The organism is Nocardia sp. NPDC057668 (assembly GCF_042799795.1).
Lineage (GTDB): Bacteria > Actinomycetota > Actinomycetes > Mycobacteriales > Mycobacteriaceae > Nocardia.
This window is the reverse complement of the sequence record NZ_JBHVIC010000003.1, coordinates 927,179-946,164: the sequence shown is the minus strand read 5'-3', so window position 1 is coordinate 946,164 and position 18,986 is coordinate 927,179. Positions and strand designations below refer to the sequence as shown.

Annotated in this window: 20 protein-coding genes; 5 read left to right on the top strand and 15 right to left on the bottom strand. The window is 68.7% G+C overall.

All coding sequences use genetic code 11. From position 1 onward, the window contains the following. Positions 1-535: 535 nt before the first annotated feature. Positions 536-1,000, bottom strand: a complete 465-nt coding sequence (locus ACFVBH_RS22855; protein WP_379004183.1) for an RDD family protein — start codon at positions 998-1,000, stop codon at positions 536-538. Positions 1,001-1,235: 235 nt separating this feature from the next. Here ACFVBH_RS22855 and ACFVBH_RS22850 point away from each other — a divergent pair, with 235 nt between their 5' ends. Further along, the gene (locus ACFVBH_RS22850; protein ID WP_379004181.1) at positions 1,236-2,495 is read left to right on the top strand and encodes a VWA domain-containing protein; all 1,260 of its coding nucleotides are present in this window, start codon (positions 1,236-1,238) and stop codon (positions 2,493-2,495) included. Positions 2,496-2,623: 128 nt separating this feature from the next. Further along, positions 2,624-3,124 carry a hypothetical protein gene (locus ACFVBH_RS22845; protein ID WP_379004179.1) on the top strand — a complete coding sequence of 167 codons (501 nt, stop codon included), beginning with the start codon at positions 2,624-2,626 and terminating at the stop codon, positions 3,122-3,124. Between the two features lie 269 nt (positions 3,125-3,393). Here the strand turns inward: ACFVBH_RS22845 and ACFVBH_RS22840 are convergent, their stop codons facing one another. The 5 genes from ACFVBH_RS22840 to ACFVBH_RS22820 form a co-directional block, all read right to left on the bottom strand. Then, positions 3,394-4,035, bottom strand: a complete 642-nt coding sequence (locus ACFVBH_RS22840) for an HD domain-containing protein (RefSeq protein WP_379004177.1) — start codon at positions 4,033-4,035, stop codon at positions 3,394-3,396. Positions 4,036-4,303: 268 nt separating this feature from the next. Further along, entirely contained in the window at positions 4,304-5,287 is a 984-nt protein-coding gene (locus ACFVBH_RS22835) for a GlxA family transcriptional regulator (protein ID WP_379004175.1), read from the bottom strand. 48 nt (positions 5,288-5,335) lie between these two features. Further along, complete coding sequence (locus ACFVBH_RS22830; RefSeq protein WP_379004173.1) at positions 5,336-6,046, bottom strand: hypothetical protein; 711 nt, start codon at positions 6,044-6,046, stop codon at positions 5,336-5,338. Between the two features lie 46 nt (positions 6,047-6,092). After that, a complete protein-coding gene (locus ACFVBH_RS22825; RefSeq protein WP_379004171.1) occupies positions 6,093-7,052 on the bottom strand; it encodes an alpha/beta hydrolase in 960 nt (319 codons plus the stop codon). Positions 7,053-7,193: 141 nt separating this feature from the next. After that, on the bottom strand, positions 7,194-8,087 hold the full coding sequence (locus ACFVBH_RS22820) for a DUF4437 domain-containing protein (protein ID WP_354984749.1): 894 nt from the start codon (positions 8,085-8,087) through the stop codon (positions 7,194-7,196). Between the two features lie 83 nt (positions 8,088-8,170). Between ACFVBH_RS22820 and ACFVBH_RS22815 the strand changes: the two genes are divergently transcribed. The 3 genes from ACFVBH_RS22815 to ACFVBH_RS22805 are packed head-to-tail and all read left to right on the top strand — an operon-like array spanning position 8,171 to position 10,383. Next, complete coding sequence (locus ACFVBH_RS22815) at positions 8,171-8,731, top strand: TetR/AcrR family transcriptional regulator C-terminal ligand-binding domain-containing protein (RefSeq protein WP_354984748.1); 561 nt, start codon at positions 8,171-8,173, stop codon at positions 8,729-8,731. Between the two features lie 39 nt (positions 8,732-8,770). Further along, the gene (locus tag ACFVBH_RS22810; RefSeq protein ID WP_379004168.1) at positions 8,771-9,514 is read left to right on the top strand and encodes an arylmalonate decarboxylase; all 744 of its coding nucleotides are present in this window, start codon (positions 8,771-8,773) and stop codon (positions 9,512-9,514) included. Then, positions 9,514-10,383, top strand: a complete 870-nt coding sequence (locus ACFVBH_RS22805) for an HpcH/HpaI aldolase/citrate lyase family protein (RefSeq protein ID WP_379004166.1) — start codon at positions 9,514-9,516, stop codon at positions 10,381-10,383. The genes ACFVBH_RS22810 and ACFVBH_RS22805 overlap by 1 nt, the downstream gene beginning before the upstream one ends. Positions 10,384-10,480: 97 nt before the next feature. Here ACFVBH_RS22805 and ACFVBH_RS22800 read toward each other — a convergent pair whose 3' ends face one another. The 9 genes from ACFVBH_RS22800 to ACFVBH_RS22760 are packed head-to-tail and all read right to left on the bottom strand — an operon-like array spanning position 10,481 to position 18,814. After that, positions 10,481-11,224 carry an arylmalonate decarboxylase gene (locus ACFVBH_RS22800; RefSeq protein ID WP_379004164.1) on the bottom strand — a complete coding sequence of 248 codons (744 nt, stop codon included), beginning with the start codon at positions 11,222-11,224 and terminating at the stop codon, positions 10,481-10,483. After that, positions 11,221-11,871, bottom strand: coding sequence for a hypothetical protein (locus ACFVBH_RS22795; RefSeq protein WP_354984744.1), 651 nt, complete (start codon positions 11,869-11,871; stop codon positions 11,221-11,223). Before ACFVBH_RS22795 ends, ACFVBH_RS22800 begins: the two co-directional genes overlap by 4 nt. After that, positions 11,868-12,638 (bottom strand): SDR family oxidoreductase, encoded by a 771-nt coding sequence (locus ACFVBH_RS22790; protein ID WP_379004162.1) that lies wholly within the window; start codon positions 12,636-12,638, stop codon positions 11,868-11,870. Before ACFVBH_RS22790 ends, ACFVBH_RS22795 begins: the two co-directional genes overlap by 4 nt. Continuing rightward, positions 12,635-13,543 carry a hypothetical protein gene (locus ACFVBH_RS22785; protein ID WP_379004160.1) on the bottom strand — a complete coding sequence of 303 codons (909 nt, stop codon included), beginning with the start codon at positions 13,541-13,543 and terminating at the stop codon, positions 12,635-12,637. The genes ACFVBH_RS22790 and ACFVBH_RS22785 overlap by 4 nt, the downstream gene beginning before the upstream one ends. Further along, positions 13,540-14,238 carry a hypothetical protein gene (locus tag ACFVBH_RS22780; protein ID WP_379004158.1) on the bottom strand — a complete coding sequence of 233 codons (699 nt, stop codon included), beginning with the start codon at positions 14,236-14,238 and terminating at the stop codon, positions 13,540-13,542. The genes ACFVBH_RS22785 and ACFVBH_RS22780 overlap by 4 nt, the downstream gene beginning before the upstream one ends. After that, complete coding sequence (locus tag ACFVBH_RS22775; protein ID WP_379004156.1) at positions 14,235-15,356, bottom strand: Rieske 2Fe-2S domain-containing protein; 1,122 nt, start codon at positions 15,354-15,356, stop codon at positions 14,235-14,237. The genes ACFVBH_RS22780 and ACFVBH_RS22775 overlap by 4 nt, the downstream gene beginning before the upstream one ends. Positions 15,357-15,368: 12 nt before the next feature. Then, positions 15,369-16,328 (bottom strand): dienelactone hydrolase family protein, encoded by a 960-nt coding sequence (locus ACFVBH_RS22770; RefSeq protein ID WP_354984739.1) that lies wholly within the window; start codon positions 16,326-16,328, stop codon positions 15,369-15,371. A 26-nt stretch (positions 16,329-16,354) separates the two neighbouring features. Beyond that, positions 16,355-17,164: an oxidoreductase gene (locus ACFVBH_RS22765; RefSeq protein ID WP_379004153.1), complete on the bottom strand. Its 810-nt coding sequence runs from the start codon at positions 17,162-17,164 to the stop codon at positions 16,355-16,357. Between the two features lie 45 nt (positions 17,165-17,209). Beyond that, positions 17,210-18,814: a nitrilase-related carbon-nitrogen hydrolase gene (locus ACFVBH_RS22760; protein ID WP_379004151.1), complete on the bottom strand. Its 1,605-nt coding sequence runs from the start codon at positions 18,812-18,814 to the stop codon at positions 17,210-17,212. Positions 18,815-18,986 lie beyond the last annotated feature (172 nt).

The following is an 18,986-nucleotide window of genomic DNA, read 5'->3' as shown; positions in this document are numbered from 1 at the left end:
GGCCGCCCCGTCATCGATACCGGCAGCGCCGATCGCGACACCGAACCAGTAGACGAGTAGGACCGCCAGGCTGAATGTGAACAGTACGGCGGGAAATGACAGAGCTGCGGAGAAGAACTCGCTTACGCCCGTTGGGCGGAGGGCGAGAGGTACGACATCGAATAAGCGTGGCTCGTGAATGTCACCTGAAACCCCCTTTCGGTCGAAGTGGCATGAACGGACTCAGAACGTCCGTGCCGACCAGACTTCCCGGCTCACCTGCGGGTAATGATGCAGTAAAGAACGTTGAGAATCAAGTGGTAACGTTCTTGAAAGGGGTGGCTTGTTCATCAAAAGGCTTGGAGGACAAGTGATTAGGAACTTCTATCGATCGCCTGAACTCGGCCTCGGCTGTTGTAGAGGCCCGTGAGAGGTTGGCTCGGACAATCGGATTCGGGTCCTGCGGATTCCCGCTGCCGCAGCCGATTACGACCTCGTTGGGTCGGCGGCTGCGGCAGCGAAAAGTGCGCATCGTGGGCGGTGTTCGGAAGCTTCTTTACTGCTTCACAACTCGCGTACCACCGGCGAAGTTGTCGTGCCAGCCCTGCTTGGTCGAGCTGGCCGTCACCGTTACCGCGATCCCGATCGCGGCGAAGAACCAGAGGATTCCGCCCACCCAGGGGATCAGGTTCAGGAGCATGTAGGCGTTGCGCTTCGCGGAGTCCGCGACGGTGGGACGGGTCGCTCCCGCCGCGCCCAGGACCTGGAGGTTGAAGAGCTTCTTGCCGGGGGTCGAACCGGTCGACACCTCGAAGAAGACGAAGTACAGGAAACCGAATCCGGCGCCGGGCAGGATCGCGAGCCAGCTCGGAAGATCCAGTGCCCGTTCGAGAATCCAGAACAGGATGCCGCCGACTATGCCGGCGATGATCCAGTCGACGAACCTGGCGGCCGCGCGGCCCCCGATGCCCGCGGAGGCTCCGCCGAGTATTTGCCCAGAGTGCTGCTCGTTGCCGGTCATGCGTGCTCCTCATCGTGATCACGCCGCACCGCCCGTATCCGGCGCAGCGACGGCTCGAGCATCTCATAGATCATCCGGCCGGGCGCTTGTTCATCAGTCGGGGCAGGCGCGCGCAGGCTCGGAAACTGACGATTTGCGCCGGATCGCGGTAACCACGGTGGGGCAGAGGGGATCAGGTCGTAGCGTGGGCCGGGATCCCTATCGCTGGAACCGCTCACGGACAAGGCAATCGATCATGACAACGCAGCTGCTCAAGGGTCAGAACATCCCGCTGAACGCCACCGAGCTCCTCGTCTCCGTGCAATCCAGCGCGCCGGTGGATGTGTCCGCGCTATTGGTGACCCCGGCCGGCAAAGTCAGATCGGACGACGACTTCGTGTTCTACAACCAGCCGCACGCGCCGGGCGTCGAGCTGTCCGCGGGGGCGCTGCGGATCTCCCCGGCGCGGGTGCCCGCGGGCATCGACCAGATCCGCGCGATCATCACCCTCGAGGACTCCCGCGGCAGTTTCGGGCAGTTCGCCGCTCCGGTAGCCACCGTGACCGATCAGTCCGGAAATGTGCTGTGCCAGTATCGGATCGAGCAGCTCGGCCCGGAATCGGTGGTCATCGCCCTCGAGGTCTACCGGCGCAATGCCCAGTGGAAGATCCGCGCCGTGGGCCAGGGCTACGCGGGCGGATTCGCCGACCTCGTCACAGATCACGGCATCACGGTCGACGATGTCCCCACCGCCGCCCCCGTTGCACCGGCGGCGGATCCGTCGGGGGTGCGCACCGTCGCCGGGGAAGCCACGCTCTCCCTGGAGAAGCGCCAGAAACTCGACCTGCGCAAGCGTGAGGTCGCGAAGGTCCTGCTCACCAAGGGCGCGAGCGGAGTTCGCGCGCGCGTGATCCTGGTCATCGACAAGACCGGCAGCATGCACAGCCTGTACCGCGACAAGGTCGTGCACCGCGTGGTGGAGCGCATGATCCCGGTGGCCATTCAGCTCGATGACGACGGCAATCTCGAAACATATTTGTACGGCGACAAGTTCGCGAAGCTGCCCGATGTCACCGTCGCCGATGCCGACAGCTGGAGCGCGACCTTCCTGCACATCTCCGGCCGGCACGGCGGCATCGATTACAACCGCCAGATAGGCGGCGTCAACGACGAGATCCCCGTCATGACCGACATCCTCCAGTCGCTGCGCCCGGGCGCGGACCCCGCCCTGGTCCTGTTCTTCACCGACGGCGGCTTCCACAAACGCGCCAAGATCACCGCCCTGATGCGCCAGGCCGCCGCCCTCCCCGCGTTCTGGCAGTTCATCGGCTTGGGCGACAACGATTTCGGGATCCTCCGCAAACTCGACACGATGGACGGCCGCGTGGTCGACAACGCGGGGTTCTTCGCCGTCCCCGACATAGACTCGATGAGCGATGCCGACCTGTACGGCCTGCTGCTCGGCGAGTTCCCGGACTGGCTGTCCGAGGCCCGCCGCGCAGGCGTCCTGCGCTGAACCCCGCCGAACCGAAGTGGTTCGACAGCGACCTGCGGAACGGCGGTCGCCTGCTATCCGCGCGCCGTAATCTGTTTGTTGGCAGGCGGATTCGTCTGCCGATGCGTTCGATCGGAAGGCGAACCACGATGCACGGCTGGCGGGACCTCTTCACCCATGACCTGGTCCTCTCCGAAACATTCACCACCACCGCGGTCGTCGGTCTCCGAGGCGATACGGTCGACGGTCTGTTCGAAGTCGATTCGGAGATCGTCGATCTGGACGGCAGTCATCCCACGGCGGAAAACGCTGCGACTGCACGAGTCAACAATGTCATCGATGCCGCGATCGGCTTCGACTACACCGAGACGGCGATGGAAACGAAAGCCGAGATGAAGGTCTACCTGAAGGAGTACTTCGGGCGGATCCTGCGCCACCTGAAAGACGCCGGTGCGACACCGGATCAGGTGGAGCGGTTCGAGTCCGACGCGGTGAAGATCATCACGCATCTGAACTCGATGTACCCGCGGTTGCAGTTCTACCTGTTCCGTTCGATGGATACCGAGGCGGGCCGGGCGTTCGCGTACTACCGCGGCGAGAATCGCACGCCGACGTTCATGTACATCACGCACGGCCTGACTCCGGCGTGACCGCACGTCCTCCATGAGAACCGCACAGTCCTCGTTCCCGCTGTCGCTGCGGTGGAGCGTCCAGCCATCGCCTTGATCAGCTTCGGGAACTTGCTGTTGCCCCCGGTGAAACGCCAGGCACGCCGGGGTGTCCGGCGTTGGTGTCGGCCAAGCGCTCCCGGCCGGGCTGTTCGACGCGGGGATCGACCGCTCGTGCGGTCCGGGCCCTTGGATGCCCGGTGCACCGATACCGCCGAGCGAGCAGTGGGCCAGGACCGTTCGCCTATGGGTCAGTCGCCCCAGCTATTGGTTTCGAGCACCGTGTTCCAGGTGAACGGGACCAGGTCCGGGCGGGTCAGGCGCAGGATCTCGCCGGACAGTGTGCCCGGTGGAGCCTTGTGCGGATCGGCGAGGACCTGGCGTTCGATCGCGGCGGTGAGGGCGCGGACGCCGCCGAGGCGGGGGTAGGTCGCGTGGACCGCATCGGCGAAACCGGGAGGTAGGTCGTCGGGCTCGCCGCCTATGTCGAGACCGATGCCGGCGACCGAGATCCAGATCTCGGCTGGACGACGGCGCTGGTAGACGGGGGAATCGCTGATGCCCGTGGTGTGGGCGGCAATGGCGTCCCAGATGATGTCGACGCGTTCGTCGGTGATGCCTCGGGATTCGAGATACTGCGCGGCGTAGTCGGCCCCCTGTACCTCGAAACGTTGTGGGCCGGTGGCGCTGTCGGACAGGCCGATGTCGTGCAGCGCGCAGATGAGGAACATGTTTTCCTCGTCGTAGTCCACGCCGGGCCGCAGGCCGCGCGCGGCGGCGAGGGCTCTGCCGAACAGGAAGCCGCGGATGCTGTGGTTGCGCAGGTGGAGTTCCAGTGCACCGGTGATCAGTTCGAGGGTGTCGGTGGCCAGTGTCGTCGACGGGAGGGTCAATGCGCTCGTAGTCGCTGAAACTGCTGCGGGGGAGGGTATTTCGGCCGTGGCTGATGCGCGTCGAGGGTGTGTCATGGCGTGGTCCTGTCTGCGTGTCCGATGGCACGCCGAGAAGAGGGATTGCGCCGCGGTCGACGACCGGCGTGCCCTGCTGTGCATCAAATCCCTTCCGGCGGTGCACACTCAGTCTCGTTTCGACAGAACCCACTGCCCAGTGACCGGATGGCCACGTATCGAACAATTCTGGCCAGCCCGACGAACGTGTTCGCTAGCCGGCCACACTCGCTGCCCGCGGCTCCGCCCGGTGCTGAAAGCTGTTGCGGTAGGCCTGCGGCGTGGTCCGCGTCTGTCGTGCGAAGTGATAGCGCAGCGAGGTCGCGGTACCGAATCCCGCTTCTGCCGCGACGCGGTCGATGGACAGCGGCGTGGTTTCCAGCAGCCGCTGCGCGTGGTGCACGCGGGCGCGCAGTAGCCACTGCATCGGCGTCGTCCCGACCTCGCGGCGAAAACGGCGATTCAGGCTCCGCACACTGATGGCCGCCTGTGCGGCGACCTCGTCGAGCGTCAACGGGCGGTGCAGGTTCGACTGCATCCAGTCGAGCACCGGCCGTAGCGAGGTGTCGGTGCGTACTGGTTCTGCATGGGTGATGAACTGTGCCTGCCCGCCGTCTCGCTGCGGCGGCATTACGATTCGGCGCGCGGTGTCCGCGGCGATCGCCGCTCCCAGGTCCCGGCGCACGATGTGCAGGCACAGGTCCAGCCCGGCGACAACCCCGGCCGAGGTCAAGATCTGCCCGTTGTCGATGTACAGGACCGAGGGGTCCACCTCCACGCGCGGGTGTCGTCGCGCCAGTTCGGCGGCGTACTCCCAGTGCGTGGTCACCCGGTGCCCGTCCAGGAGTCCGGTCGCGGCGAGCGTGAACGCGCCCACGCACACCGAGGCCAGCCGGGCGCCACGCTCGGCGGCGGTCCGCAGCGCGTCCACGATGACCTCGTCCGGCTCATGCAGGAAGCCCGCGGCGCCGGGCACGACGATGAGGTCGGACTCCGCGAGAGACTCGATGCCCCATCGGGTGTGCAGTCCCACCGCACCGCGTCCCGACGCTATGTCCGCGGTGCCGCTCTTGGACGCGATCCGGATGTCGTAGTGCTCGCGGTCCACCGTCGCGTTCGCCGCGCCGAACACCACGTCCGCGAGCATCACCTCGAAACCGAGTGCGTCATCCGGCGCCACCACCGTCACAACCACCATGGCGCGAATCTAGCGGGTGTCCGAGTCCGCCGAGGTCGAGCGGGCCGGTCAGGGGGTGATGGCGCCGGACAGCAGACGCAGCAGGTGGGACGGCGCGGCCAGGGTGCAGTAGTGCTGGCCCTTGAAGGCCTCCGGTATGCCGGGAGTGTCCAGGGGCACGAACAACGAGCTGGACGGCAGATGCAGGCGGCCCGCGGAATCCACCGTGGCCGTGGGGAAGTCGGCCAGCCACTGCTGGCCGGTCGCGGCCTCGGTGTCCGCGTCGAGCACGACGTCGTTGGGACGGTACTTCAGGGCCTTGCGCTCCTGCGGAGTCAGGGAGCGGGCGACCTCGCGCAACGTGCGGCGGTTGGCGGCCGCGCAGGTGCCTTCCGGGCCGGCGGTGTTCTCGCCGTACACCGCGTTGATGTGGTCGGCGGATTTCCCTTTGCAGCGCACCTGTTTCGGCAGCGTCCCGCCCGCGTCCTCGTAGGTCGTGTAGTGGGTGAGGGTGAGCGGCTGGATCTGTGGCTTCGACGCCGCGAAGGACGCGAGGTCGGGGTAGGCGGTGTCCTGGAGTTCGCCGCCCCGGCGGTAGAAGCGATTCGAGTGCAGGTTCGCGGACTCGATCTGCGCGCGGCGGCACAGCTCGCCGCTGGTACTGGCGGCGGTGAGTTCGGCGTCCTCCGGGTCGGCGGCCGCCGGTGGCGCGGTGAGAAGCGCCGTGCCGAAACAGGCGGCGAAAATGATTGCGAGGGTGCGGATTACCGGGGCGAGCATACGAAATCTCCGGGGTCGTGGTGCGGGTGAAGTCGCGCGGCGCGCCTCAGGAACCGGTCAGGACGCGGGCGGTGGGCGCGGCGGCGATCGCCGCGCCCGCGGTGGCGGGGTAGTAGTCGGACGTGTTCGTCCCGGTCATGTAGTCGTGAGTCCAGGCCAGGGCCAGCGTCCGCACCGCGGTCGCGTTGACGGCGGACGGTGTGCCGCACATCAATTCGCCGAGCAGGTCCGAGCTTTCCCCCTCGGCGTCGGTGTGCGCGCCCGCCTGTAACTCGACGCCGACGAACGGGCGATGCAACCGGGTGCGCACCGCCAGGGTGCCGAGGCCGAGACTGTTGCACGCCGAGGGCGGTGCGGAGATGGACAGCACGGGCAGCTGCGTCGCGTCGAGCGAGATCAGCGCGCGGTCGATGTTGTCGCCGATGAACGAGCGCACCGGGTCCAGCAGCACCAAACCCCGCAGTGCCGTCCAGGTTTCGGGATGCAGGGCGCGCAGGAGGTCGGCGACGAACAGGACGGCCTCCGCACCCGCGGAGTGCCCGATGAACACCAGATCGGTCGGCAGGGCAGGGGCCGGTCGCTGCGCCTTGCGCGCGGCGTCGGCGAGGCTGGCGGCCAGCGGACCGGTCGCGTCGCCCGCGCCCCCGAACAACGCGGTCACGTTGCGCAGGAAGGCGGTGTTGTCGCCCAGGTTCTGCAGGGTGCACCCGGAGAAGTTCATGAACGGCAGGCTGGGCGCGAAGACGAGGTAACCCGCGTCGGCGAAGGCGGTCGCCAGCGCGGCGACATTGGCGTTGGTGCGGGCGAATCCGTGCTGGAGCCAGATCAGCCCGGTCGGTTCGCCGTCCGGCAGGTACCAGGCGGTGTCCTGCTCCAGAACCCCCGCGGCGCAGGGGATGGCGATGGTTCCGCTGAGTTCGGTGGTGGCCGCCGCGGTGGCTCCGGTGCACAGGACGGCGGTGAGCAGGGCGGTGACGGCGGTGAAGGCCGGGCCTCGGTGGAACATGGTGACTCCCACGGCGATTGCCTGTTTCCCTTGAAGAAACGGCGTTTCTTTTATTGGGTGACAATTAGGGGGCACGCGCGGGGTGCTGTCAAGCCGAACCGCCTCGCCGCCGATGACGCGGTCGCGCGTGCCCCCCGGGGTCTACTGGTAGGACGGTGTGGTCCACGGACCGATCGAGCGCGAGCGGACCGGCTCGATGTACCGCGGGGACATGCTGTGCGGGAAATCCGGACCCCAGTTGGTGGCATCGCCGGACATGACCACGGTCGCGTTATCGGTGTACCAATCGACCAGATCCGCGTCCGAGCGCACGATCCAGGTGCAGCCCCGCTCGGCGTCGGCGGTGAAGTCCCCGTGCCGAATGCCCTTGGGTCGCCAGAAATATGTTCCCGGCCACATCTTTCCGTAGTTGTAGTCGAAACCCCCGTCCAGGCAGTACGCCTCCTCGCTGCACGGGTGGTGGGCCAGCGGCTCCTCACGCCAGCCCGGCTTGGCCTTGATCAGCCGGGTGTAGAAGCCGGTCTTCTCGTCACGGTGCAGCAGCTTGATGTACAGCCCGGGTACGGGGGTGCCGCCCAGGTCGAAGCGCATCGGACTGCCGTCCTTGACGTCGATCCACGGCATGGCGGCGGTGTCGAGCACGGTGAGTCGCTGGTCGGCGCGCACAGATTCGAGATCGGCATCGGCCGGGTCGAATCGCCAGTCGCCGTGTTCGCGGCACAGCAGGATCTCGGTGCCCGCGGTGACCGAGATGGCCGGCGTGAGCACCCCGGCGGGCGCCATCCAGAACCCTTCGGCCCCGAGTTCGGTGTCGCCGATGGTGACCGATCCGGACAGCACGAACCACTCGGTGTCCGCGTGATGCACCCCGGTCGGGCGGGACCAGTCGCCGGTGAAGCGCACCTTGAGCGAGGCGGACCCGTCCTCCTCGTCATAGCTGAGGTTGCGCTGTTCGGCTGTGCCGGTGGCGTTCTGGAATTCGGCGAGGTGCCAGATCAGATCTTTCTCGTCGACGAGTTCTACGTGTGGACGCATGCGGCGCTCCTCGGAGAAGAAGTATTTCCGATACGGAATGTACTGCTTATCAATAACCAAAACAAGATGTATCGTTTATTGCTGTGAGCCGACCTGGACGCCCCGCCGGACCCGCGACCGAAACCGAGGCCGCGGTGCTGACCGCCGCCCTGGAACTGCTGCTGCGCGAAGGGGCCGTAGCGCTGACTCCGCAACGCCTGCACGCGATTACGGGCGTCTCGCGCAGCACGATCTACCGGCACTGGCCCGGCCCCCGGGCCTTTCTGGCCGCGCTGATCGAGGTCGCGCCGCATCCGCCCGCTCGCCCCTCCGGCGACCCGGTCGCGGATCTGCGCGCCGAGGTCGACCTGCTGTGTGATCGCCTGCGGGACAAGCCGGTCGCGGCGTTCCTGCGTGCGCTGGTCACCGCCTCGGCGAGCGATCCGGACTGCGCGCTGCTGCGCCAGCGTTACGTCATGGACCTGCTCGCCCCCTTCCGCGCCGCGGTGCGCGCGGTCGGCGTCCACGGCGCCGATGCCGTGGAAGAGGTTGTCATGGCGATCGTTTCGCCGCTGCTGGTGGACGCGCTGCTGCTCGATCGGCCGGCCGACCGCGATCGGGCGCAGCGCGCCGTCGACGATTTCCTGGCCCGGGTCGCCTCCTGAGGCGGCCATAGTGATCGAAACCCCGCGAAGGACGGTCGAATGACCAATGTCGTCGGTACGCGCGCCGTCTTCGGCGTGATCGTGCCCAGCACGAATACCGTTGTAGAGCACGACTATTGGCGTGCGGGTCTGCCGGGCATCGCCTACCGGGCCGGGTCGATGTACATCCCGAACCCGGTGATGGGCGACGACGCGGACTTCGAAGCCCTGCTCGGGCAGATTCGCGCCTCCATCGATACCGCGGTCCGCGACGTGCTCACCGCCGAGCCCGACCGGATGGTCATGGGCATGTCCGCCGAGACCTTCTGGGGCGGGGTCGAGGGCAATGCCGCGTTCGAGCGCCGCCTGCGCGAGCGCACCGGGCTACCGGTCACCACCGGGGCGAGTTCGTGCCGAGCGGCGCTGCGCGCGTTGGGATGTCGCCGGATCGCGGTGTTCTCGCCGTACCAGCCCATCGCCGATCGCGAGGTGGGCCGGTTCTTCACCGAAGCGGGCTTCGACGTCGCCGCCATCACCGGCCTGCGCTGCCCCACGGCGATGGATATCGCCAGGGTGGGCGACGAACGTCTTCGGCAGGTGGTCGCCGACCTCGATGCGCCCGGTGTGGAGGCGATCGTTCAGGTGGGCACGAATCTGTCGTTCGTGAACCTGGCCGTGCAGCTGGAGTCCGAACTCGGCAAGCCCGTGGTCGCCATCAACACCGCGACGCTGTGGCACGCACTGCGCGAGCATGGTGTCGACGACCGCGTCGAGGGCCTCGGCGCGCTGCTGCGGGAGCACTGATGCGCGCCGGTTCTTCTTGCGGCAGCGCGGCGGCCCCGGTGCGTTCGGCGCTGTACGTCCCCGGCAATCGGCCCGAGCTGTTCGACAAGGCGGCCGCCGGTCCGGCCGATGTGATGCTGCTGGACCTCGAGGACGCGGTGCCGCTGGCGGACAAGGAGTTCGCGCGCGAGCAGGTGGCTTCGTGGCTGTCCGGGCGACCGGCCGGGCGGTCGATCTGGGTCCGGGTCAACCCGGGGGAGTTCGGGCACGACGACCTCCGGGCGGTGGCGTTGCCCGCGGTGAACGCGGTGTGCCTGGCGAAGACCGAATCCGCCCGGCAGGTTCGGGACGCGGTGCGCGTGCTGCACGACCACGAGCGCGTTCCGGACCGCATCGGGGTGTGCCCGCTGCTCGAGAGCGCCACGGCGGTGCTGGACGCGCGCACGATCGCCGCCGCGCCGCGCGTGGCCCGGCTGCAACTGGGCGAGGCGGATCTGTGCGCCGAACTCGGCGTGACGCCGGGCGCGGACGAGCGCGAACTGCTGTGGGCGCGCAGTCAGGTGGTGCTGGCCGCGGCGGCCGCGGGCATCGCCCCGCCGCTGGGGCCGGTCCGTACGGACTTCCGCGACCTCGAATCGCTGCGGGAGTCGACGATTGCGCTCGCGCGCATGGGATTTCGCGGCCGCGCCTGCGTGCACCCGGGTCAGGTGCCGGTGGTGAACGAGGTGTTCACGCCCACCACGGCCGAGCTGGACCGAGCGCGCGCGGTGGTTGCCCGCTTCGAGGATGCCGCCGGCGGGGTGGTGCTCGACGAGGACGGGCGCATGGTCGACCTGGCCGTCATTCGCCAGGCGCACCGGCTGCTCGGGTCGGTTGGCGGACAGCGCTGACCGGGCGCGACCCCGCCCGGATCGGATGCTCGCGGACCCGCCGCGACCCGCGCCGACCGGCGCGGGGTCGGGCCCACCACGGAACCGCGCGCGGCGGTCAGTGGTCGCGCAGCAGCCCGCCCGCGCCCTCGATGCGGTCCTCGATGCCGTTGTCGCGCAGCGCCATCCACCAGGTAGCGGCATTGATCGCGATCACCGGTTTGCCCAGCCAGCGCTCTGCCTCGTCGGCCAGGCGCACCATCGACAGGTTCGTGCCGCACTGCACGAGCGCGTCGATCTCGTCACCGTCGACCTCGAGCAGCGCCTCCCGCAGGTCGTTCTCACCGACATGGGCGATGGAAACAGCCGTGGGACAGCGCAATCCCCGGATGTTCTTGACCTCGAAGCCCAGTTCGCCGAAGAACCGCACGACGTTCTCGTCCCCGATGGGCTGATACGGCGTCACCACGCCGATCCGTTCGGCACCGTAGAGGTGCAGCGCGCGCCGGCATGCCTCGGCCCCGGTGGCCACCTCGAGTCCGGTCGCCTGCTGGATCTGCTCGATGAACTGGCGGTTGCCTTCGATTCCGCCCCAGAAGGTTTCGGCGGACATGCCCATGACCATGTAGTCGGGTTCGCAGGTGAGCACCCGCGCGCAGGCCCCGCCGATCTCGGCGCGGATCTGCTCGAGCAGCCGGGTCATCCCGGCGTCGTCGCTCATGTTCTGATCGCGGATGTGGATTCGGCTGAAGTGGGAGGTCACGCCGGGCACCGCCATGCGGTAGAAATCCGGTTCCACGATGGTGTTGGTGGAGGGCGCGATCACCCCGAACTTGCGGCGCCAGCCCAGGGCGTCGGTCATCGGATCATCTCCTTGCCGGTGTCGGCGTTAGTTCGGGCCGTGGCGGAGATGCGCCACGCGCCGATGAGGAAGGCGGCCTGGGCGGCGGTGTTGCACGATTGCTCGACCCATTGCAATGCCACCGTCTGGTCCTCACGGGAGGCCAGCGGCCCGAGGATGAAGAACCCCAGCAGTTGCAGCCCGAACAGCCCGGCGCTCACCGTGTCGCCCTGGGAGCGGGCCCGATCTATCAGGTACACGCCGGTGATGGTCGCGAAGACCGTGGTGCTCACGAGCATGGGTATCGGGTCGCGCGCCGCCACCGCGCCCAGCGCGCAGAGCGTGAGCAGCGCGGGAACCGTCACCGCGAGCCAGCGCGGCGTCGATCCCTGCCGCAGCCGTGCCAATTCCAGGCACAGCACCCCGAATCCGAGTGCGAGCAGCGGAAACAGCATGCCGCGCAACCACGGCAGATCCGGGCCGCCCGCCGCGGCGATGAGTTTCGCTGTGGCCTTGGCGAATCCGCCCGCGCCGATCAGGACCGCGGCGGCCACCGCGCGAGCGGGCGGCACGATGCGTCCGAGCAGCAGGACCCCGGCGGTGGTGAACAGCACCGGCACGAAGTCCTCCACCGCGAGGGACACCGGGTAGTCGACGGCCGCGCTCATCCGGCGAACAGATCGCGACGCCGGAACGGAGCTGCCGCGAACCGCCCGATCACCTTCGGCGTGGTCAGCCAGCGCACATGCGCGCCGTTGCGGGCGCGCGAGACCGCGCGTTCGGCCAGCCACGGGGCGACCGTGTCCACGGTGTCGGCGAGGATGTTGAACACCTTGCGCGCCTTGGCGAGTTCGGCGGGGTCGTCGTAGCCGTGGGTGAGCAGATCGGTGGCCACCATGCCGGGACTGAGCAATCCGGCCGAGACGCCCGGCGGCGCTTCCTTGCTCAGTGCCCGGGTCAGGTAGGTGACCGCGCGCTTGCTGGCGCCGTAGGCGGCCAGTCCGGGCACGGTGCGGCCGTCGCTGCCCAGCCCCTCCATGTTCCAGACGTGCCCGCCGCCCGCGTTCGCCATCGCCGCCACCGCCACCGCGGATCCATTGATCACGCCCAGCAGATTAGTGGTGACCACCTGCTGCGCGGTGGCGGCGGGCAGCTCCCACAGCGGTTTTCGATCGTGGGAGATGCCGGCGTTGTTGATCCAGATGTCGACGCCGCCGAATCGGTCCGCGGCCGCGTCCCAGAGGTGCCGCAACTGCTCGCGATCGGTGACGTCGGCGGTCAGCACCACCGCCTCCCCGGACAGCTCGGCCCGTACCTTCTCCACCCGCTCGGGATCGGTGCCGCAGATCGCCACCCGGTGGCCGCCCGCGAGCAGTGCGCGCGCCATTCCCAGTCCGATGCCGCGGGTACCGCCGGTGATCACGACCGTGCTCATGCTCGCTCCAGGGTTCCGTGCATGACCGCGGTCAGGCCGTTGTGCTCGAACAGGTGGTAGACCACGGCCATGTGCCCGCCCGCGCCCATGCCGGGTTCGGCGTCGAGCATGAACTCGCGGCCGTGCAGGCGGCGGCCGTCGGCGGTGTGCAGGCGCACGAAATGGGCGCGGCCGTAGGAATTTCCGTTGCCCCAGATGTCCGGGCCCTCGTGGAACGAGCGCACTCCGTCCCGGCGCACCGTGAACCGCGAACTCGACTCCAGCGACCCGGACATGGTCAGCCGATGGTCGGCCACCACCAGACTCACCGGGTCGATCTCGAGCTCCATGCGGACCGATCCGAGCGATCGCTGATCGGCTCCCCACAGTTCCAGCTCACCGGCGTAGCGGCTCTTGTCCTTGGTCGGAACCCGGAAAACCGTCGCGCCACACCGTGTCTCGTGTTCGACGCGGGCGTCGGCGAGGTCCGGGTCGCGGGTGTATACCCCGTCGAAGACCCCGACCATCGCCGGACCCTGGTACAGGACCGACGAATACACCTGGGTGTCGCCGATCGTCTGATTCCAGGTGTTCAGCGACACCTGCCAGCCCGGTCCGTAGTAGTTGGCGTCGACGAACCCGCCGTAGGGCTGTCCGGAGCCGAAGAAGTCGGGACCGGTGTAGACACGGTCGCCGCCGGTGTCGAGAACGCCGAAGGCGAACGGCGCGCCCAGCGCGAAGCGGCCCGCGAGCGGCCCGCCGCCGGTCAGTCCGCCGTCCATGTAGTACGTGGTGGTTCCGTCCGCGTGGACCGAGGATCGCCGGATGTCCTCGAAGCCCTGCCAGGTGCCCGCGGCGTCGAAAAGGGATGGCCGGCCCACCCACTCGCCGGCGATGCGCTGCTGAAAGGCGCTGGGCGCGGTCATGCCACCAGCTCCCCGCGCACGCGCTCGCACTGTTCGGCCCCGAGCAGCCGGGTGACCTGCGCCCAGACCGGATCGACGGCGGGGCTGAAGAGATTCGCGCGGTTGGCGCGATCCCGGCCGGGCAGATCGGCCTGCACGGCGGGAACGCCCTTGTCCAGCAGCGTGAGCCAGTGCGCGAGGTAGGCGTCCACGGTTCCGGTGAGTTCGCCGAATGCTTCGGAGGTGGCGCGGCACACCAGCATCCACGGTGACATCATCGCGCGCTGGCGCGGGCCGATCGCGGCGGGGGAGACGCCCGTGAGCTGCCACGCCTGTTCCAGCAGTGGCGTCAGCGGCAGGAACGCGGCGTCCAGGTAGTCCAGGTGCACCGCCAGGTCCGCGCGGGGGATCAGGTCCAGGTGCATGGCGTGGTAGTCCCCGGCGAACACCGAGTCGAGCGTGAAATGCGGTACCGCGGAATCGCTTCCGGTGAACGCGAACACCATGTGGCTGTCCAGGCCCAGCGGCGGGACCACCAGATCGACGGTCACGGCCTTGTCGATCGGGCCGCCGCGTAGCACGCGCAGGCGGCCCACCGGGTCGGGGGACATCGCACTGGTGAGCGGGATGTCTTCGGTGGTCTCGAGGTGCAGCGCCGAGGTCAGGGCGTCGAGTGTGCGCTCGCTGAGCGCGGTGGGCAGGCTCGTCATGGTCATCGGGGATCGCCTCCGGTTCGGGCCTTGTGCACCCAGGCACTGGCCAATTCGGGATTGTCGCGGCGGCCGGGGGATGCGATGACGGTCGCGGTGCGCCGGGGCGCGTCACCGGTGATGATGTCGTCGCCTCCCACCCACCAGCCCATCTTGATCAGTTCGAGCCGGCGGCGCCGATAGGCGACCTGCAGGGCGTCGCTGCGGACGTGCAACTCGTCGGACAGATCGAACGGCAGCAGTTCGGGCCGCTGCGCCTCCACGACCGGTCGGTCCTGCAGCAGGATCTTCTCGATCCGCTTGCGGGTGTTGGCGTCGGCCCAGTCGCCGGTGAAGAAGTTCCGGAAACCCAGGATCTTGATCAGCGTCTTGTCCTGGGAGAGCGGGATATTGAAGTCGTAGAGGATCAGGTCGCCGATCGGCAGGCGCACGTGCAGCTTCACGATGTTCGGCAGGTACCAGGCGTTGGTGACGGTCACGTACTCCGGTCGCGGCCGCCGCCGGGCCAGCACCCCCCACAGGCCCTTGGGCAGCGGTGGACTCAGTTCGATATCGGCCTCGGCCGACCAATCCGTCTGCCGCACACGAAAATCCGGGATCTCTGGCTTATCGGGATTGCCGAAGGACGTGCCGTGCACGAACGGTGTGTGCGAGGCGTCGACGACGTTCTCGAAGGTGCGCTCGTAGTTGGCGTTGATCACCATCTCGTACTGCACGGCCTTGAACGCGGGATCGCTCCACTGCGGGAGATCAGGGATCGGCGGGCGCTCGGCCTCGGGCAGATCGCCCAGGAACGCCCAGACCATGCCGTCCTGCTCGCGGGTCGGATAGTTGTCCACCCGGGCCTTGCGCGGGATGTTCCGCTCGGCGGCGTTGGCCGGGATGCGCACGCACGCCCCCTCCGCGTCGTACTGCCAGCCGTGATACGGGCAGGTGATGCAGTCGCCGGTCACCGTGCCCATCGACAGCGCGCCGCCGCGATGCACGCACAGATCGGACAGGCACACCACCGCGCCGGCCTCCGTCCGGTACAGCACGAAGTCCTGTCCCAGGCAGGTCACCTTGCGCGGTTCCCGGGTGACCTGATCGGCGAATTCCACCGCGTACCAGAAGTTCTTCAACATCGTCGGGTGCTCCTATCGGCGAATCAGCGTGATGCCGGTCTCGGGTGGCTCGTCGCCGAGCCGGGCCAGTGCGGTTTTCGCCGCGGGATCGCCACGCAGGTGCGCGTGCAGGAAGAGCGTGGTCAGACGGGCGAACGGCGCGACCGCGTCGGTCCCGCCGGGACCGTCGAGGAAGGCGCGCGCGGCCGTCGGGTCGGCGTCGGCGATGCCGAAGTGGTTGGCGCCCGGCACGACCGCCAGCAGATGCTCACCGGCGGGCAGCGCCTCGTCGAAGGTGCGCCGCACCGGATCGGGCCGATCCGCCCCGTCCTCGCCGTAGCGGTCCGCACTGCCCCGGATGACGCCGTCGTCGTCGCCCACGCCCAGCAGCACCGGGCAGTTCACCTGGGCCGGCAGCACGGTCCCGGGATCCCAGCCCAGCATGGTGGCGACCATGGTGTGCGCGCCCCAGGCGAAAACCGCTGCCACGGAGGGGAAATAGCGTGCGGACTGCAACACGACGGTGCCGCCCGCCGAATGCCCGCCCAGGGCCACCCGTTCCAGGTCGAGCGCGCCGCGCAGGGGCGGTGATGCGTTCAGCTCGGCCAGCGCCTCGAGTATCGCGCCGATCGCAGGACAGGTGGGCCGGGTGCCGTAGGCGTCGGGGCGAGCGGCGTCCAGGTCGACCCCGGGGGTCAGACCCCGCTGCCCGCCGAACAACTCGGCGACCCGATCCATCGTCACCACCGCGTAGCCCGCCTCGGCGATGGCGGTGGCGTAGCGGCGGTAGGCGTCCTGGCCGACGTTGACCCCGGACAGGAAGACCACGACCGGCAGCGGGGTCCGCGCGGGATCGGGCGCGAATACGCCCGTCAGCCGTTCGGCGTCGTCGCCGGTCGCGGTCGCCGGGTAGTACACCTTGAGATGTGCGGTGTCGAAGGGGGATTCGCCGCCGGTGCGCGCGGCCCACCACAGGGATCGAATCAGGGCCATGCGGTCCTGCCTTTCCGGGAGAGAGTTCAGGGCTGGGGCCGGGGCAGTTCGCGGTCGCCGCCCCAGAGCGCGCGCACGAGCCGGTTGGTGAGTTCGGGTCCGAAGAGTCGCTCGCCCATGACGTTCGCGGGGTCGCGTTCGGCGATGTTGCGCCGCACGGCCAGGTCGCGTGCGGCCAGTGCCGGACGGTCCTCGGCCGCAACGGGTTCGGCCGCGGCCACCCAGCCCAGCCACTGTTCGACCCGCGCGGTGAGCAGGTCCGCGACGGTGTCCAGATTGGGCCGGGTCGCGGGGAATGAGTAGCAGTGCGCGGTCGGTGACAGACTGCCGCGAATGAAGCCGGTGCGGCTGGTGAACCAGGTGAAGTCCGGGTGCTCCTGCTTGAAATCGAGCCACGGCGCGTCGTTCTCGGCGTAGTAGGAGTCGAAATACGCGCCGTCGCCGATGATGTCGCCGCGCGGGATGGCGTCCACGTAGAACCAGCCCTCGGGCCACAGCAGCAGCGCCGAACCGAAGTGCGGTACCCGGATCTGCGGGCCCAGCCACGCGGTGAGGTGCAGATTCACGAATCCGGTTCGGGGATCACCGATCCAGGAGTGCACCAGCCAGTCGATCTCGGGTCCGGAGTAGGCGGCGAGGCTGCCCGCGGGGCCGATGGCCGGGTCGCCGTAGCTTTCCAGGTCGTCGGTGCTCGGATCGCGCACGAGCTCGAAGCGCTCGGCGATGCGGGATCGGAGCCCGGTCAGCAGGTCGCGCCACTCCTGGAACGTCGCGGTGACGTCGGTGCGGGGGTTCTCGTCGACCATCTGCTCGACGTGTTGCACGGTTTCACTCATCTTCGCTCCGGTCGGGTTGTGCGGGTCGTTGTTCCGTGCGCCTTCTCATCGCTGCCCGGTCATGGCGTCCATGGGCCGGCGGGGTCGTCCGGCGACGAGGTCGGTGCCCCGGGAGATGAGCCGGTTGACGGCCTGTGCGGGGCGGATCGTCGCGCGGACGGCGGCGGCACCCGGCGGCACCGGTGTGACCTCCGGGTGGCTGATCACGCCGGTGAACGGGCCGCGCCAGGCGGACCACAGGGTGAAATCGGGGCTCAGGCCGTAGATTCCGCCGACCAGCGCCCGATCGGGGGCGAAACCGGCGGCGACGACGTTGAGCCGGTTCTCCGCCGATCGTTCGGGCAGGCCCAGCCGCAGTTCCCACTCCTCGCCCGGGGTGTGGGCCACGGCGACCACGTCGGCGTCCTGCACCGCGGCCAGGCGGAAGGTCTCGGGGAAGAGCGCGTCGTCGCCGACCACCAGCGCGAGTCTGCCCCAGGGCAGGGCGAATACGGTGAGCTCGTCGCCCGGCTCGGTCAGCCACGGATGCCGGGCGGTGGGGTGCAGTTGCGGCTGCCGTCCCGCCACGCCCCCGGCGTCGATGAGCACCCCGTGGTGCGCGCCGCCCGCGCGGAGCGAGGTCACCACGCGGCAGGACGTATTCGCGAGTGCGCGAACGATTTCCGGAACGGTCACCGCGGCCAGTTCGGGCAGCACGATCAGATCGAGGTCGGGAGCCATGCGGGCGATGGCGTGCGGATCGGGGACGCTGACGGCCGCGGTGAGATGGTCGGCTCCGGGGGCGGCGCTGCGCAGGGCGTCCTCGCGCAACGGGGTGTAGATCGCGGGCCTGAGCGCGGCGATCACGTCGGTGCCGTCGGGCCGGTGTTTGTCATCGGCGCGGGTGAGGTCGATGTCGGCGAAGACGATTGCCTCGCCGGCGGCGGGCGCCATGGCCACGCAGGTCCCGTCCGGTGCGACGATCTGGCTCTCCCCGGCCCCGTGCAGCCGATCCGGGGGCACGCCGAGCCGCTCGGCGATCGCGGGCAGTTGATCGCCGGGCAGCAGTGGGCCGATCTTGTTGGCGGCCACCACCCAGACCTTGTTCTCGGCGGCGCGCACGGGAATGTGCAGGCCCGCTTCGTCGATGGCGAAGGAGTTGAGGCTGTTGAGCAGCAACTGCGCGCCGCGCACGGTCAGCGAGCGGGTGACCTCGTTGATGACGCCTTCCATGCAGGCGTACATGCCGATCCGGCCGAGCGGGGTCTCGATCACCGGTGAATCGTCGAGTCCGGGGTCGAGGTAATCGTTCTCCGCGCCCATCAGGATCTGTTTGTCGGATTCGCCGAGCAGGGCGCCGTCCGGGCCGAAGAGCAGGCTCGTGCCGGTGGTGCGGCCGTCGTCGCGGGCCAGGGTGACGCCGATCTTGACGTAAATCGCGTGGCGGCAGGCGCGGTCGGCGATCGCGGTGAGGAAGGGGTCCTGGATTCGGCAGGCCATTCGGTGCGCGTGAACGCGGTCGTCATACCAGGATAGGTGGTTACAGAACTCGGGCAGCACCACCAGTTCGGCTCGCGCGTCCGCGGCGGCGTCGATCATGCGCAGGCAGGCGTCGAGGTTGGCCGCGACATCGGTGCCCGCGGCCAGTTGTGCGGCCGCGACTCGGATCATCCGCCGGCCTCCTTCGGTGTGGGATTCTGTTTCGGACATCGAAACAGCGTTTCCAATAGTGCCGATTCTGTACCCGTGTCGGAGTTCTGTCCAGCGCTGGTCGGGATTTTCACGTTCCCGAAATCCCCGGTAACCGAAGTGCCTTGTTGCCGTGTTGTTTCGGCGCGGCCCG

Excerpts from the sequence above, each read along its gene's own strand:
- ACFVBH_RS22790 (WP_379004162.1), bottom strand. The coding sequence starts at position 12,638 with ATGAGCACGGTCGTGATCACCGGCGGTACCCGCGGCATCGGACTGGGA.
- ACFVBH_RS22855 (WP_379004183.1), bottom strand. The coding sequence starts at position 1,000 with ATGACCGGCAACGAGCAGCACTCTGGGCAAATACTCGGCGGAGCCTCC.
- ACFVBH_RS22770 (WP_354984739.1), bottom strand. The coding sequence starts at position 16,328 with ATGGCCCTGATTCGATCCCTGTGGTGGGCCGCGCGCACCGGCGGCGAA.
- ACFVBH_RS22800 (WP_379004164.1), bottom strand. The coding sequence starts at position 11,224 with ATGACCGACGCCCTGGGCTGGCGCCGCAAGTTCGGGGTGATCGCGCCC.
- ACFVBH_RS22765 (WP_379004153.1), bottom strand. The coding sequence starts at position 17,164 with ATGAGTGAAACCGTGCAACACGTCGAGCAGATGGTCGACGAGAACCCC.
- ACFVBH_RS22760 (WP_379004151.1), bottom strand. The coding sequence starts at position 18,814 with ATGATCCGAGTCGCGGCCGCACAACTGGCCGCGGGCACCGATGTCGCG.
- ACFVBH_RS22780 (WP_379004158.1), bottom strand. The coding sequence starts at position 14,238 with ATGACCATGACGAGCCTGCCCACCGCGCTCAGCGAGCGCACACTCGAC.
- ACFVBH_RS22820 (WP_354984749.1), bottom strand. The coding sequence starts at position 8,087 with ATGCGTCCACACGTAGAACTCGTCGACGAGAAAGATCTGATCTGGCAC.
- ACFVBH_RS22775 (WP_379004156.1), bottom strand. The coding sequence starts at position 15,356 with ATGTTGAAGAACTTCTGGTACGCGGTGGAATTCGCCGATCAGGTCACC.
- ACFVBH_RS22825 (WP_379004171.1), bottom strand. The coding sequence starts at position 7,052 with ATGTTCCACCGAGGCCCGGCCTTCACCGCCGTCACCGCCCTGCTCACC.
- ACFVBH_RS22850 (WP_379004181.1), top strand. The coding sequence starts at position 1,236 with ATGACAACGCAGCTGCTCAAGGGTCAGAACATCCCGCTGAACGCCACC.
- ACFVBH_RS22805 (WP_379004166.1), top strand. The coding sequence starts at position 9,514 with ATGCGCGCCGGTTCTTCTTGCGGCAGCGCGGCGGCCCCGGTGCGTTCG.
- ACFVBH_RS22785 (WP_379004160.1), bottom strand. The coding sequence starts at position 13,543 with ATGACCGCGCCCAGCGCCTTTCAGCAGCGCATCGCCGGCGAGTGGGTG.
- ACFVBH_RS22845 (WP_379004179.1), top strand. The coding sequence starts at position 2,624 with ATGCACGGCTGGCGGGACCTCTTCACCCATGACCTGGTCCTCTCCGAA.
- ACFVBH_RS22830 (WP_379004173.1), bottom strand. The coding sequence starts at position 6,046 with ATGCTCGCCCCGGTAATCCGCACCCTCGCAATCATTTTCGCCGCCTGT.
- ACFVBH_RS22810 (WP_379004168.1), top strand. The coding sequence starts at position 8,771 with ATGACCAATGTCGTCGGTACGCGCGCCGTCTTCGGCGTGATCGTGCCC.
- ACFVBH_RS22795 (WP_354984744.1), bottom strand. The coding sequence starts at position 11,871 with ATGAGCGCGGCCGTCGACTACCCGGTGTCCCTCGCGGTGGAGGACTTC.
- ACFVBH_RS22835 (WP_379004175.1), bottom strand. The coding sequence starts at position 5,287 with ATGGTGGTTGTGACGGTGGTGGCGCCGGATGACGCACTCGGTTTCGAG.